Below are 13,635 nucleotides of genomic sequence, written 5' to 3'. Positions count from 1 at the left end.
TAAAATGCATCTGGCTTTAGCGGAGGATAGAACCCTGGCTACTCGTGTTATTTTAGTGCGTCACGGCGAGAGCAGTTTTAATGTTGAAGGTCGCGTTCAAGGGCATCTCAACGTTTCAAATTTGACCGAAAAGGGCTTTGCCGACGCTCGGCTTGTGGGTCAAACCCTCCAGGGTCTTCCGATCGACGCGTTCTATCACAGTCCTCTCACCCGCGCTCGAGAGACGGCTCAAACGATTCTAGAGATGCTGACTCAAAACGGTAGCAAAATTCCTGCCCTCGTCGTCAATCCTCTGTTGATCGAAATCAGCCTGCCGCTTTGGGAAGGGGTCTTATTTGACGACATTAAGGCAACCGATCCGGCGGCCTATCAGCAGTGGCAAACCGCGCCCCATCTGCTCAAGATGGACGTGCCTGCTGCAGACGGACAAACGCAACCGTTTTATCCCATTCCCGCCCTCTTCGAGCAGGCCCGACAACTTTGGCAAGAACTGCTGCCCAACCACGCAGACCAAACTGTTTTGCTCGTAGGGCACAGCGGCATTAACCGGACGCTGATCTGTACCGCCCTGGGCCTGCCGCCAACCCAGTATCAATCGATTCAGCAGGCCAACTGCAATATCAGTATCCTGAATTTCCCCGATGGCAGCTTGGGCAGCGCTCAGTTGGAGTCGCTGAATGTCACCAGCCACTTGGGCCTACCCGTCCCCAAGGTTCGTAAAGCTCAAAACGCGCTGCGGCTGCTGCTGGTGCGCCACGGCGAAACGGACTGGAACCGTCAGGGCCGATTTCAGGGCCAGATCGATGTGCCGCTCAACCCCACGGGCCACCAGCAGGCGCAGCAGGCTGCCGAGTTTTTAAGGTCGGAACCCATTGACTTTGCGGTATCTAGCCCTATGCTGCGCCCCAAAGAAACCGCCGAGGCGATTTTGCAGCACCACCCCGCCGTGACGCTGGCCTTGCAGAGCGACTTCTGCGAGATCGGTCACGGGACTTGGGAAGGCAAGCTGGAGTCGGAAATTGCTCGGGAATACGCTCGGGAACTAGAGCAATGGCGCACTCAGCCGGAGGTGGTACAAATGCCGGAGGGCGAAAATCTTCAGCAGGTGTGGGATCGGGCGATCACCGCTTGGAACGATCTCGTCGAATCGGCTCGGTCTGACTTTAACGGCACGACTCGAGTGGGGTTGGTTGTGGCCCACGATGCCATCAATAAGGTCATCCTGAGCCATGTGGTGGGGGCGGGAGCCGAAAAGTTTTGGAGCTTCAAGCAAGGGAACGGCGCGGTCAGCGTCATCGACTATCCCGCCGAAGGGCCGCCCATTTTACAAGCCATGAACATCACCACCCATCTGGGCGGCGTCCTAGACCGCACCGCAGCGGGCGCGCTCTAGTCGTGAGCGGAGGGCGACAGGCATCATGACCGACGAACTGCTTCGACAAGTTCGGCTCCTCGACCCGCTCGCGCAAACCGATCGGGTGGCTGATGCGCTCATCGGGGCTGACGGGACCGTTCGCCGCATCGCTCCTCAGATTCAGGAATGGCCCGAGCATACCCAGGTGCGGGACTGTACCGGACTGGTGCTCGGGCCGGGGTTGGTCGATCTCTACAGCACTGTTGGCGAACCGGGCTTTGAAGCTCGAGAAACCCTCCATTCTATGGCGGAAGCGGCTGTGGCGGGCGGGTTTACCCGCGTGGCGCTGCTGCCCTCTACCCATCCGGCAATCGATCGCCCGGAACAGGTGGACTGGATGCTGGCCCATTGCCCTGCCGATCTGCCCGTCGCCTTTCACCTATGGGGCGCGTTAACCCAAAATCTAGAAGGCACGACGCTGGTAGAACTCGCCGAACTGGCTACAGCTGGGATCTGCGGTTTTAGCGACGGTCAGCCCCTCAATTCCGCAATGCTGGTGCGGCGGATTTTGGAGTACCTGCACCCGGTCCAAACGCCCATTGCTTTGTGGCCTTGCGATCGCAGTCTTGCCACTAAGGGTGTCATCCGCGAAGGCGTCCAAGCCCTCCAGACCGGACTCCTCGAAAACCCAGTGATTTCAGAAACTTCAGCGCTGGCAGCGCTGCTTGAAATGGTAGAGGCGCTTCAAACCCCCGTTCACATTATGCGCGTCTCTACAGCGCGCAGCGTGGCGCTAATTGAGGCAGCTAAAGCACGCGGTGTACCGATCGCGGCCAGCGTGACGTGGCTGCATTTGCTTTGGGACAGTGAAGATTTACGCTCCTATAATGTCAATCTACGGCTCGATCCACCCCTTGGCAATCCTGAAGACAAGGCTGCGCTGATTCGGGGGGTGGAAACTGGGGTTTTAGATGCGATCGCCGTTGACCACACGCCCCACACCTACGAAGAAAAAACGGTCCCTTTTGCGGAGGCACCGCCGGGGGCGATCGGGCTGGAGTTTGCGCTGCCGCTGCTGTGGCAGACGTTTGTCGAGTCTGGGCGCTGGAGTGCTTTAGATTTGTGGCAGAAACTCAGTACTGCACCGCTTCAGATTTTAGGGATTGCGTCTACTCCTTTGACTGAAGGGCAGAAGGCAGAGTTGACACTTTTCGATCCGTGCCAAGGTTGGTCGGCAAAGTCCAGCGTGTTGAAGTCGCGTTCTTTTAATACGCCCTATCAAGATGCGGCGCTAATGGGCAGAGCGATCAAAACCTGGCAGCCTCGCTAAACTCATTATTGAACGAACATCTCGATCTAGATCTTCTACGGTATAAGGCAAGTCGGCTTTTTCGCGCTTTAGAAATTCATAGGTTTCCCAACGGGATGACAGGTTAAGCATTCGCCGCACTTCTGCTGCGCCAATACGACCTTGACGATATTGGTCTGCTGCGATGAGTTCCAGAATGCGGTGAGAGAGGTTGGTGGGGTTTAGTTGGAGGCGATCGCCGATATCGTCTGGAAGTTCGATAACGATTTGCATGGGTTCATTCTCCTTAGCTAGGATCTTCACTCATGGTTTCGAGATAGGTCAAGATGGCTTTGGCGACCACGCTGTCTTCTAAATAATGTTTCGCAACTTCGTTGAGGGCGGCTTTGCCTGCGCTGAAGTGACGTTCTGGATTCAGGAGCTGGCGTTTGAGCAGGTGTAGCTGATGTTGGAGAGTTTGCCAACGGGTGGGCTGGGTGGTTTGAATTTCGCAAAATTCGGCATTGATGATGGTCAGGGCTTCAGTTTCGGTGGTGGGGCGATGGGTGGTTTGAAGGGTGTTGATGAGGGTGCTCAGGTCTTTGATTTGTTGCTTGAGGGGTTCATCAGCGACGTGATTGTGTTCGATATAGGTTTTGACATGCTCGAAGACTTGGACTTTTTCGGCTTTGGGGAAGTTGTATTTTGAGCTGTCTGGCATTGGTTTTAGCTCCTATGCAAAAATATCGTCGAAAATTGAGCGCTTGACTCGAAATCCAATACTGATAATGCGTTGATACAGGTCTTCTAGGTTGTCAATCGTAATTTGCCCTTCTTGGTGGAGTTTTTTGATGATTGCCAAAGTGCCTTTGACCTGTAAACCTAAACGACTGGCTTCTCGTCGAGCGGCGAAGTCATCCAGAATGATGTAGTTGGCGTTGAGTTCTAGGGCGAGGGTCATTGCTTCGGATTCGCCGCGTCCTAGGCGCTGGTTCAAGCTGTTGGCTAAGACGCTCATCTGGATTGGTTTAATCTCAATTTTCTGGTTGGCAAAAATTTTTTTCAGTGACAGGCTAACCTCGTCTTCTTTGGCTTGTATTTCATCGAAAACAGCTTGGGGCGTGAAGTATTCTCCCGATTGCGAAAGAAAGATCTCTAGCAGTTCTAGCCGAGTCAGGAAAATGAGTGGCGATGTGTTGAGGACAACTTTCATTACCAGGTTCTCTCGGCAGCAATATCATCTTCGGTCAGGTAGGAGAATTCAATACCCATTAGATCTAATATTTGCAGGAAGGCTTCGGGTTCAAGGTTTAGGACTTCTGAAGCTTTCTTAAGGCTGATGAGCCGCGCTGTGAGAGCACCCAGAATAATGAGAAAATTTTCTTTTTGCTCTAGCGTGTTGAAGAGTTGAATTTCAGTAGCAATATTTTGCAGGAGTTCTTGAGTCATGGCTTTGACTTCCTATCCTTATGATTAATATTATTTTCGATATAATTATCGACCTGCTCAAAGATTTGAGTTTTTGGGGAATTAATATTGATATATGTAACTCCTCTTTTTAGCTTTTTAATATTTTTTTCTGGTGGAGAAGATTTAGCAATATTGTAATCATAAAATTTACAGTTAGATTGGATGATAGCTATTGCTTGTAATATCTTCTCGCCTGCTTGAGTTGAAATAAGTTCAACCAGCTTGGGTAGATATTCAGCAGCAGTATTTCCATGGAATTGACTTAATGCTTCATATACTGAAGTCTCAATAAGCGAATCCTCAAATAAATCAATCAGCTTTGGAATCGCTTCTTTGCATTGAAGAACTCCAAGTCCTCGAACAGCAGAGTTTTGGACAGAAAATCCAGGATCTTGTATTGCTGCAAATAAATCTTGTGTTACATCCTGACAACCTAACTTCACGAGTGCATTTGCTGCTTCCATTCGAGTATCAGATTCTTTGTATTTCATTATTTGCAATAAATTTGGACACACCGTTTGATCTCCGATTTGTCCCAACACAGATGCTGCGTCTGCATGAGGTAGAGAATCTTCTCTATTTTCAAGAATCTTAAGTAATTTTGGAATTAATTTTTTAAATATATTTATTTTTTCAGGAAATCTTCTCACTAGATGAGTAGAGAGCATATTACATGCGTTAAACTGTTTATCGATATCTGGACTATCTAAGTGCTTTATTACTATTGGTAGTATATCCTCACCCAAGCAATATAGGCTTATCATTGCATTCCGTTGCTGTATAGAATTTCCAAATTCCACATCTTTGATATGTCGCTCAATCGTCTTTCTTCTTTTTAATTCTGGATCAATACGAGCAGACTCTATCTTTTTTTGCACGTTTAATATAGCTTTTTCTTGTATTAGATTTAATCCCTTTCTTGCTTCCATACTTACTTTTTCATTTAAATCCAATAGAGCTTTGTATAAATACGGAGCTACTGTCTCGTCCTCCAGATTTATAAACATCTTTACGGAGCTAACTTTAACAAATGGATCTTCACTTGCTAAAGCCATATCTAAAGTTGATATAACCTCTTCCCTGCATAGTTTTTTGAGTGCTTCGATTGCCATAACTCTTACATTATGTCTTGAATGTAAAGTTGTCTTTAATAATGTAAGTATTGCTTCTTTGCTTGCAATATTCTGCAATGTAAATACTGCTTGAATACAAGAATTTTCAGAGAAATTTTCTGTCAAGACATTGTCTAATAGTGACACTGGCTGCAAGCTTTTTAATTGCTTCATGACGTGAACTGCATCATCGCAAACTCTTGAGTCTAAATCTTTCAAGGCAGTCTCTATTAGAGGAATTACTTTGCTTTCAGGCATACTCTTTAATGCCCAAGTCACTCTTCTGCGAATATTTACTTCAGTGTGCGTCAGCAGTTCTCGAAAGCTGTCAAGCACCTTTTCTGATTGAGCTTTCTCCAGCAAGGCAATTTTTACAAGCGTAGTAGTCTTTAATTTTTGAATCAACTGAGTAGTTTTCTCTTGGTACTCTGTTTTTACTTCTCCTGACAGTCGTGCTCCCAGACTCCAATCGATTGCAAGCGCTAGTTGAACTAGATGCTCAGCTTGCTGCTCAAATTCCACAAAAGAGAAAGTCATTGCCAGTGGCTCAGTCCACTTTAAATAATTCAAATATTGGTACTTTAGTTCATCATCACTCAAGCTTTTTAACTGTAAAAAAAGCCATTCCCCAGCATAGTATTCCTGAAACAATTGATGATGAAACTCAATCTGGTTCGGGTCTGCTGCCACTTGCAACAAATGATATTTAATTAGATCCTCCAGCCATTCCTTTGCCTTTTGCCCCGCCGCTTCTACCCGACCAGCCAAACCCTTTTCTAGAATCCGCTCCGCCTCATCGCGACTAATTTGCAATCGCAATCCCGTCGGTTGCACCCCCTGCATCATCTCCGCCGCTAACTCTCGCAACAACTCATCCCGAAACTCTCGAAATCCTGGCGAAGCTGCGACTGTATCCCATGGCTTAATCTGGTCGTAGTCCCGCGCAAACAGACGAAACAACTCGCCTCGACTCCGAGGCACCTGATGCTTATTGTGTCGGAACACCTCGCACAATAGCTTCAGCAAAAGCGGCGTTTCCGCCAACTCTCGTAATCGTCCCTGCAACTGCCGCAGCAAAACATCCCCGTGTTCGGGCAACTGTTTTTGCACAAACTCCCGAACCTGAGGCTCAGATAAGGGCAGCATCTCTAACTTGCGACTAATGCCCAAATCAAATCCTGCACCCAACTCCCGCGTTGTGAAAATCAGTGGAACCCTCGCTGAAGCACACAACTGCCTGAACTTACTCACTGCCTTCTGTGCCGCATCATGCGGCAACTCATTCACCCCATCCAACAGCAGCAAAAATTGCTTCTCTCGCAATAGCGCCTTTAATGCCCTTTCCTCCAGATCGACCCCACTCCATTCCAAAGTCTCTCGAAGCAATTCCAACACCGAGCCGCCCAAACTACGCAACTCTAGCAACACTGGAATTGGCGGAATCGCCTCCTGATTTTGTTCAATGGCCTGAGCGCATCGATTCGCTTCCTCCCATCGCAACCGCCGCAATGCCGTCGATTTCCCCGAACCAGGTTTACCCACCAGCAAAGCCTGTTCCGGTGCATATTTTCGCAATCCATCCAGTACAGCAAACTGTTCTCGTTGTTTTTTCTCTGTAGACTGGGATTGCTCTAGATCATTTGAGGATGACTCATAGGTTTGCACCCGTAGCGGCAATTCCGCCTGAGTGAGGATATAGCGATCGCCCCAATCCCCATCTTTATGTGAAGAATCGAGAATGGATTGGATATAGGGCTGAAAATCCCCAGGTTCAATCATGCAAAGATGGCGTAAAAGCCACTCGAACGGTGTGTCTCTATAATACGCAGTCTGCCAATACAGCGTCCAATTTCAAGATTTTCAAGTACTGGAGCGATCGCCCCAATCCGTCCGAAGCGTGGGTAATGCGATCGCCCCTCGTCTGCTTGAGAACTGCGATCGCCGAAACTAAATTGAAGATTGGATAATGTGCCCCTGATATCCTCCTCTTCTTTCAGCTTTTTCGCGCTCAATACCTTCCCAGTCTAGAAGCGGTTCGCCAGAGGCTAAAATTTCGGCCCGAATTTCTTTCAACCGCCTTCCCAACAATGTTTTCGGCGTATAGGAAGCCACAGGATCTTGCGACTTTTGCTCCCCGCAAAACGTTTCAACAAGATCCAATACCTGTTGCTGCTTCTCTCGCGGAAGCGATCGCCATTTTTCCAGTAATAACTGTTCAGTCGTCATACGTGCTCCGTGACCACCTTTTCTCCATTCTAAGCCTGCTTCAGCAATCTGAATTAGGCCCAAAATGCGATAACCTTTACGGTCATCTCTTGCGAGGGCATCATTAAGAACCGCGATCGCCCTCCCCTCAATTGCCAGAGCCAGCGCGGCAAAAACTGGAGCGTTGGCAAAGGCGATCGCCCTGCAACCATTCCCAACAGATGCGCTAGAGTGGCAGTACGCAGTACAACGTCGCCCAACCGACGACCCTTGACTCCATCCCCACGAGGATTCAACCCATGTGTATTTGCATTAACTGTCACTACGTTGATGATTGCCAGACCTATCACGCCGTTGAAGGTCAACACCAACAGCCGCACCTGACCGAAACCCCTCATTTCGAACCGCAAAACCCGACCATTAACGTCAACATCCGCACCAGCGCCGCCGAAGAAATTCAGTTGGAGTGGGATGTAGTGGGCTGCGATAGCTTCAAAGCCGAGATGGGCAAGTGGGCCAAACTCCGACCTGGAGAACTGATTCCTACCTAGTACGCGCTAGCGTTCTTGCAGAGCGCGCGTTACTTGTATTCGATCAAAGCACTCCGATCGCCCTTGAATCGGTTCAGATGAAACCGGAGCTGACCTTGAAGTTCTGGAAATTTTGCCAGCGTGCAAAATACTCCATAGTAAAACGCAAGGGAAACGGAACCTTGGCATCGAGCATGGCGGTAGGTTTTAAACCCCAAGAGCAGATAGAGGAGCCAGAGCAACCCGCTCCAGCCATTCGTAACGGGCAGCAAAATAAAACTCAGCAACGGGACAATTGCACCCCAAAGCCAAATGCGGCGGCTTTCTCGCTGCCAAAACCCTTCAGGATCGCGGCGATGGAGCCAAGACACCTCCGCAAACGCGTGGCCCCCCCGAATTGCCCGTCGCCACCACTGAGAAAATGCCAGCATTTGGGCATCGTGCCAAGTCATATCCCAGTCGATTCTTAAAATCCGTCCGCCCTGCTGCCGCAGTCTGAAGCATAGCTCTGGCTCCTCCCCAGCAATCAGAGAGGGTGCATACCCCCCCACCTTTTGGAAAGCAGCCACCCGCATCAGCGCATCCCCCCCGCAGGCAAGGGCTTCTCCTACGGGCGTATTCCATTCAAAGTCGCAGAGCGCGTTAAAGATTGAGGCTTGAGGAAATCGCTCCCGTCGCCGCCCGCATACTACCGCCAAAGTTGGATCGGCTTGCAGGATCGCCAAAGCGCGATCGCACCATCCCTCGATCAACGTACAGTCCCCATCCACAAACTGCACGTACTCCAGGTGGGGATATCGTTCCAGCAACCGATCGCATCCGACATTACGGGCGCGGGCCGCAGTAAACGGTGCGGACAAGTCCAGTTCTACAACTTCAACGTGAAGGGATCTCGCATTCTCCACGCTGCCATCTGTCGAACCGGAATCCACATAGACCGCGAAGGGCGATTGCGCGATCGCCGCCTTGAGACAAGCCACCAGGCGATCGCCCTCATTCCGACCGATCGCCACAATGCCAAACTGGGAGACCTTTTCCATCGCATCAAGCATCCTGGGTCTTCAAGATCCGAGCCGGAATACCGACCGCCGTTTGGCCCGCCGGAACATCGATAAGCACCACCGCATTGGCCCCAATATTGACATCATCGCCGAGGGTAACACCGCCCAAAATCTTAGCCCCTGCCCCCACATTCACCCGATTGCCCAGGGTTGGAGCCTCCAAAGGCCGATCCAGATAGCGATTGCCCAGCGTGACGCCCTGCCGCAAAATGCAGTCATCTCCAACCCGACTGTGACCGTGGATCACGATCGCGCTCTGGTGCTCGATGACAGCGCGCCGCCCCCACTGCACCGTATAGGGTAAGTCAATCCCATACACATTCCGAATATATCGATAGATCGCGCGATACAGCAGGCTCAGCGGCGCGCGCAGGACCATCGGCTGCACCTGCATTCGCCACGCACCAAACCGATGGGTTGCGACAGCCCGAAAGCCCGGCTTAGTCCAGTCCCGACCGTGGGCCACCCAATCTTCGCGAATTTGCGCCCACAGTCCTAGGGGTTCGCGGGAGGAATCCGTCACGACTGACCTCGTTTGACCCAGATGCTATTGCGGAAGAAATCCCGCAGAAAATAGGGCGGATCGGAGTCTGGTTTGCGAAACAACCAGCGCCGCACCCGCCAAAGGGCAAATCCGACCATCCACAGCAAATCGGCAATGGCAGTATAGCGCGCGCCGTGGAACTTTAGGAAATAGCGCTGGCGCGACTCAAACCAGTACTGCGGCATCCGTTGGGGCGATCGCCGCGTATCCGTCACCCCCGTACTTTGCCCCACCAAATGCACCACCCGACTTTCGGGCACGTACCAGCATTCCCAGCCCGCTTGCTGGGCGCGATGGCAAAAATCGACTTCTTCAAAATACAAAAAATAATCCTCGTCAAATAACCCGGCTGTTTCCAACACCTCCCGGCGAATCATCAGACTGGCGCCCGCCAACCAATCCGCAGGGTGGGGTTCCGCCGCGATCGGCAAGGCTAAGCGCCGATGCCCCATCAACCGAGAAGCAATCCCCAGACGCAGTCCGTTATCTAACTCGCTCCAAATAGAGGGAAACCGAAAGGCAGAGGTTTGGGGAGTCCCGTCCGGGTCTTCTAGGCGACTGCCGACCAACCCCACCTTAGGATGCTCGTTCAAGAAACGAACGAGCGGGGCGATCGCCCCTTCGCGCGCGGTGGCATCGGGATTCAGCAACAAAATATAGTCGGGAGGATGTGGCGCTTCCAGCGCTTGACGGAGCACGACATTATTTCCGTAGGCAAACCCGCCATTCTTGGGCAATTGCTCCAAGCGAATCCAATCGGGATTTCGATACGCCTCGAGTCCTTGGCGCAAAACTTCTAGAGAACCGTCTCCAGACGCATTGTCCACCGCCACAGCTGTCATTTTGAGACCGCGTCGATGCTCCGCAATGAGGGAGGCCAAACAATCCAACGTCAAAGCGGCTGTTTTGTAATTGACGATCGCGACCCAAAGCGGAGAAGAGAGCGGACCTCGATCGGTGCTGTTTGGTCCTTCGGACGCGTCTTTCGGCATGGATTTGCTTATTATGGGAGGCACTCGACAGAAGTCTCAAGACGGGAGTCTAGGTTGCGCTACTGCGAGTGTATTATTCCCAGGTACGAGAGTCAAAAAGCCTTTACCGTGACTGCCTTTCCAAAGATCGAAATTCGGTATCCCTAGCAACAAACGTCAAATCAGTTTTTTAGTATGGTCGTATTATGGTGAAGAGTTGTCTACACTCTTAAAAGTATCCTTTACCACTAAGCGCGATTCAGCAGGTCTATTATTCTGCCTGCAAGCGGCCTTAGGTGAGGGTTACGTCTTCAAACTCTTTCATGTTCTGAGCGGAAAAAAACTATGACTCAGCACAAGACGATCTCTCCTCAAGTTACAGCCTTTCGAGCAGACGGAAAATACTGGTGCGAACTCAGCCAGGCGATCGCTAATACATCGGGCTTCAAGCGTTGGGTTCTAGATCGAAAAATCGAACCCAAGAGTCCTGAAGGAACGCTGGACGCTATGGTTCAACTGTACCTGCGTCAGACTCTCGAAACCCTGGCCTATTAATTCGACCCTTCGTCATTCGTTAAAGGATCCCTGCCTAGCGCTACGCGCGTTTCCCTGAAATTTTTCCAAGCTGCTGTCTTTCGGCAGCTTTTTTGCTGGAGCGCCGCGCTATTTGAGAATTAGGCTCGTTTCTGAATCCAGGAGGAGGTCTATTCCCCCAACCCCTCCTGTCTGTTGTCGGCGGACGAACGAAACGAACTACTACTACTTGATTGCCACCAATCCCTTCACTTCCGTTGAAAGCGACTGAAGGTCGGACATGATTTTAGCTTTGTCTGGACTTGGCGCCTTCAATTCGGTTTGGACCGTCTTGAGCGTAGCGCTAATTTTGTCATAGCTTCCCCCAGAGCGGGCTTTAACAATTTCGCTAACTTTTCCCCAAGACTCTTGGAGTTTGGTGGCTTCTGCTTGTGCAGTCTTAAAATCGCCTGCCTTAACAGCAGTCAGGGCAGCAGCGGCACCGTCCTTGAGCCCTGGAATGCTATCTTTCAAACTCATCAAACCTGCTGCACCCGTGGTTGCCTTATCGACTAAGCCAGTGGCCGCACCCTTAGCGGAATCAGCAGCCTTCATGGCACCCTCTCCCGCCTTCTGAGCGCCTTCGGTCGTGGTCTTCATCGCAACTTCTCCCGCTTTTATGGCACCTTCTCCCGCTTTTTGAGCGCCTTCGGTCGCGGTTTTGGCCGTCTGGTCCACAGCGTTTTTGGCACCTTCAGTTACTTTTGTCGCTTCTTCACCGCAGGCGGTCAGCGCAAAAATACTAAATGCTGCAATGGCTAAGGTTGCTTTAAAACGGTTCATTATTTTTGTCCTACTCTATCTGATTGTAAGTTTATGCTCAGTGACCTGAGTAAAGTTACTTAGCAGAGATATTATTGCATACCCCCTAAAAATTCAACAAAATGGCTAAGTTTTATACAGACTTAATTCAGCCTTTAGTAAACTTCACCTGCGTCCCATTCATGGGGAGTCCATTTATGGGGAGCGATTGCCGCGCGTGAGAGTCCGCCCGTTCTGTTCGGCCTCCACGGCTTGCCAACTTATCTCCCAGAAGCGCTCGAGCGTCCCCGAACCCCCTAAAATAATGGGGATCTCTGCACCTGCGAGAGATTGCGATCTTTCTCTTCCGATTTTCCCCTTCAACTGGTACAGAACCCATGACGCAGCGGCCCAAAATCATCGTGCTCGACGACGATCCCACCGGATCCCAGACAGTTCACAGTTGCTTGCTCCTGACGCGCTGGGATGTTGAAACCCTCCGCATCGGCCTGACCGATGCCGCTCCAATTTTTTTCATCCTGACCAATACCCGCGCCCTAGCGCCCGATGCGGCAGTTCGGGTCACTCGAGAGGTTTGCGAGAACTTGAAAGTGGCGATCGCCGCCGAGTCCATCCCAGATTTTCTGGTCGTGAGCCGTTCCGACTCGACCTTGCGAGGGCATTACCCCATCGAAACCGACGTCATTGCTGAGTGTTTGGGACCCTTTGACGCTCATTTTTTAGTGCCTGCCTTTTTCGAAGGCGGACGGATTACCCGAAATAGCGTTCACTATCTAACGATCGACGGGGTACCCACACCCGTGCACGAAACCGAATTTGCTAAAGATTCCGTGTTTGGCTACAGGTCTAGCTATTTACCCGACTACGTGGCAGAGAAAACGGCAGGCGCAATTCCCGCCGAGCGCGTAGAGCGCTTTTTGCGTGCGGACCTGCAGTCAGGTTGTTTAGAGCGGCTGATGGGGTTGGCTTCCAACTCGTGCGTTGCCGTGGATGCAGAACAGCAGGAGGATTTAGATAAATTTGCGCGAGACGTATTGACCGCTGCCGCCGCCGGCAAACGCTTTTTATTTCGCAGCGCCGCCAGTTTGCTGACAGCGCTGGCACAACTCCCCCCTCAACCCATCGCAGCAGAACAGATGGCCCAGTACGTGCGAGGAGGAAAGGCAGGTGCTTTTGTGGTTGGCTCTCACGTCCAAAAGACCACCGAGCAACTCGCGCATCTGCTGAAGCAGGAGGGCATTGCGGGTATTGAAGTCGAAGTAGGCCGACTGCACGATCGAGCCGATGCTTACCCAGTCTTGCTTCAAGAAACCATCGCAGCAGTGCAGATGCATCGCGAACGAGGACAAACCCCAGTGGTGTATACCAGCCGTCAAGAACTTCAGTTTGCAGAACCGGAAACGCGGCTTCAGTTTGGCGAGATGGTTTCAGCGTTGTTGATGGATATTGTGAAAGGATTGCCGGCGGACATTGGTTACTTGGTCAGTAAAGGCGGCATTACATCCAACGATGTCTTGAGTACGGGGTTGAATCTTCGAACTGCACGTCTGCTAGGTCAGATCGTCCCCGGCTGTTCGGTCGTGCAAACTGCTTCGGAACATCCCCTATTCCCAAATCTGCCTGTGGTTCTGTTTCCGGGAAATGTCGGAGATGAGAGCGGGTTAACGACTGTTTATCAGCGTTTCAATGTGGCCTACGAGCAGAATATCTGTTAAACAAGGGGTATCTTTAAACAAGTTTCTAGTTTGGGGGAGGGTGCCGTACA

At 51.1% G+C, this 13,635-nt stretch carries 17 protein-coding genes; 6 read left to right on the top strand and 11 right to left on the bottom strand.

Annotation, left to right across the window (positions count from 1 at the left end; genetic code table 11):
- Positions 1-34: 34 nt before the first annotated feature.
- Together R6H26_RS18820 and R6H26_RS18815 are read left to right on the top strand one after the other, a co-directional pair.
- A complete protein-coding gene (locus R6H26_RS18820; protein ID WP_404791372.1) occupies positions 35-1,393 on the top strand; it encodes a histidine phosphatase family protein in 1,359 nt (452 codons plus the stop codon).
- 25 nt (positions 1,394-1,418) lie between these two features.
- Positions 1,419-2,684 (top strand): dihydroorotase, encoded by a 1,266-nt coding sequence (locus R6H26_RS18815; protein ID WP_404784579.1) that lies wholly within the window; start codon positions 1,419-1,421, stop codon positions 2,682-2,684.
- On the opposite strand, the gene R6H26_RS18810 is transcribed toward R6H26_RS18815, so the two are convergent.
- The 5 genes from R6H26_RS18810 to R6H26_RS18790 are packed head-to-tail and all read right to left on the bottom strand — an operon-like array spanning position 2,646 to position 7,003.
- Positions 2,646-2,936 (bottom strand): UPF0175 family protein, encoded by a 291-nt coding sequence (locus R6H26_RS18810; protein ID WP_404784578.1) that lies wholly within the window; start codon positions 2,934-2,936, stop codon positions 2,646-2,648. The two genes, R6H26_RS18815 and R6H26_RS18810, sit on opposite strands and share 39 nt — an antisense overlap.
- 13 nt (positions 2,937-2,949) lie before the next feature.
- Positions 2,950-3,363 (bottom strand): hypothetical protein, encoded by a 414-nt coding sequence (locus R6H26_RS18805; RefSeq protein ID WP_404784576.1) that lies wholly within the window; start codon positions 3,361-3,363, stop codon positions 2,950-2,952.
- A 12-nt stretch (positions 3,364-3,375) separates the two neighbouring features.
- Complete coding sequence (locus R6H26_RS18800) at positions 3,376-3,855, bottom strand: hypothetical protein (protein ID WP_404784574.1); 480 nt, start codon at positions 3,853-3,855, stop codon at positions 3,376-3,378.
- On the bottom strand, positions 3,855-4,091 hold the full coding sequence (locus R6H26_RS18795) for a hypothetical protein (RefSeq protein WP_404784572.1): 237 nt from the start codon (positions 4,089-4,091) through the stop codon (positions 3,855-3,857). The genes R6H26_RS18800 and R6H26_RS18795 overlap by 1 nt, the downstream gene beginning before the upstream one ends.
- On the bottom strand, positions 4,088-7,003 hold the full coding sequence (locus tag R6H26_RS18790) for a HEAT repeat domain-containing protein (protein ID WP_404784571.1): 2,916 nt from the start codon (positions 7,001-7,003) through the stop codon (positions 4,088-4,090). Before R6H26_RS18790 ends, R6H26_RS18795 begins: the two co-directional genes overlap by 4 nt.
- Positions 7,004-7,032: 29 nt before the next feature.
- Here R6H26_RS18790 and R6H26_RS18785 point away from each other — a divergent pair, with 29 nt between their 5' ends.
- Positions 7,033-7,191, top strand: coding sequence for a hypothetical protein (locus R6H26_RS18785; RefSeq protein WP_404784570.1), 159 nt, complete (start codon positions 7,033-7,035; stop codon positions 7,189-7,191).
- Here the strand turns inward: R6H26_RS18785 and R6H26_RS18780 are convergent.
- Positions 7,172-7,513 (bottom strand): hypothetical protein, encoded by a 342-nt coding sequence (locus R6H26_RS18780; protein ID WP_404784569.1) that lies wholly within the window; start codon positions 7,511-7,513, stop codon positions 7,172-7,174. The two genes, R6H26_RS18785 and R6H26_RS18780, sit on opposite strands and share 20 nt — an antisense overlap.
- The gene (locus R6H26_RS18775; protein ID WP_404784567.1) at positions 7,504-7,689 is read right to left on the bottom strand and encodes a hypothetical protein; all 186 of its coding nucleotides are present in this window, start codon (positions 7,687-7,689) and stop codon (positions 7,504-7,506) included. Before R6H26_RS18775 ends, R6H26_RS18780 begins: the two co-directional genes overlap by 10 nt.
- 39 nt (positions 7,690-7,728) lie before the next feature.
- Here R6H26_RS18775 and R6H26_RS18770 point away from each other — a divergent pair, with 39 nt between their 5' ends.
- Positions 7,729-7,980 carry a Ycf34 family protein gene (locus R6H26_RS18770; RefSeq protein ID WP_404784566.1) on the top strand — a complete coding sequence of 84 codons (252 nt, stop codon included), beginning with the start codon at positions 7,729-7,731 and terminating at the stop codon, positions 7,978-7,980.
- A 29-nt stretch (positions 7,981-8,009) separates the two neighbouring features.
- Here the strand turns inward: R6H26_RS18770 and R6H26_RS18765 are convergent, their stop codons facing one another.
- The 3 genes from R6H26_RS18765 to R6H26_RS18755 are packed head-to-tail and all read right to left on the bottom strand — an operon-like array spanning position 8,010 to position 10,556.
- Positions 8,010-8,999, bottom strand: coding sequence for a glycosyltransferase family 2 protein (locus R6H26_RS18765; RefSeq protein ID WP_404784565.1), 990 nt, complete (start codon positions 8,997-8,999; stop codon positions 8,010-8,012).
- Positions 9,000-9,003: 4 nt separating this feature from the next.
- Complete coding sequence (locus tag R6H26_RS18760; RefSeq protein WP_404784563.1) at positions 9,004-9,543, bottom strand: serine O-acetyltransferase; 540 nt, start codon at positions 9,541-9,543, stop codon at positions 9,004-9,006.
- Positions 9,540-10,556 (bottom strand): glycosyltransferase family 2 protein, encoded by a 1,017-nt coding sequence (locus R6H26_RS18755; protein ID WP_404784561.1) that lies wholly within the window; start codon positions 10,554-10,556, stop codon positions 9,540-9,542. Before R6H26_RS18755 ends, R6H26_RS18760 begins: the two co-directional genes overlap by 4 nt.
- 324 nt (positions 10,557-10,880) lie before the next feature.
- Between R6H26_RS18755 and R6H26_RS18750 the strand changes: the two genes are divergently transcribed.
- The gene (locus R6H26_RS18750; RefSeq protein ID WP_404784560.1) at positions 10,881-11,090 is read left to right on the top strand and encodes a hypothetical protein; all 210 of its coding nucleotides are present in this window, start codon (positions 10,881-10,883) and stop codon (positions 11,088-11,090) included.
- 204 nt (positions 11,091-11,294) lie between these two features.
- Here the strand turns inward: R6H26_RS18750 and R6H26_RS18745 are convergent, their stop codons facing one another.
- Positions 11,295-11,891: a hypothetical protein gene (locus R6H26_RS18745; RefSeq protein WP_404784559.1), complete on the bottom strand. Its 597-nt coding sequence runs from the start codon at positions 11,889-11,891 to the stop codon at positions 11,295-11,297.
- Positions 11,892-12,247: 356 nt separating this feature from the next.
- Between R6H26_RS18745 and R6H26_RS18740 the strand changes: the two genes are divergently transcribed.
- Positions 12,248-13,585, top strand: a complete 1,338-nt coding sequence (locus R6H26_RS18740; protein WP_404784557.1) for a four-carbon acid sugar kinase family protein — start codon at positions 12,248-12,250, stop codon at positions 13,583-13,585.
- Positions 13,586-13,635 lie beyond the last annotated feature (50 nt).

The organism is Altericista sp. CCNU0014, from assembly GCF_044923475.1.
Taxonomy (GTDB): domain Bacteria; phylum Cyanobacteriota; class Cyanobacteriia; order Thermosynechococcales; family Thermosynechococcaceae; genus JAAURS01.
This window is presented reverse-complemented; position numbering and strand designations above follow the sequence as displayed.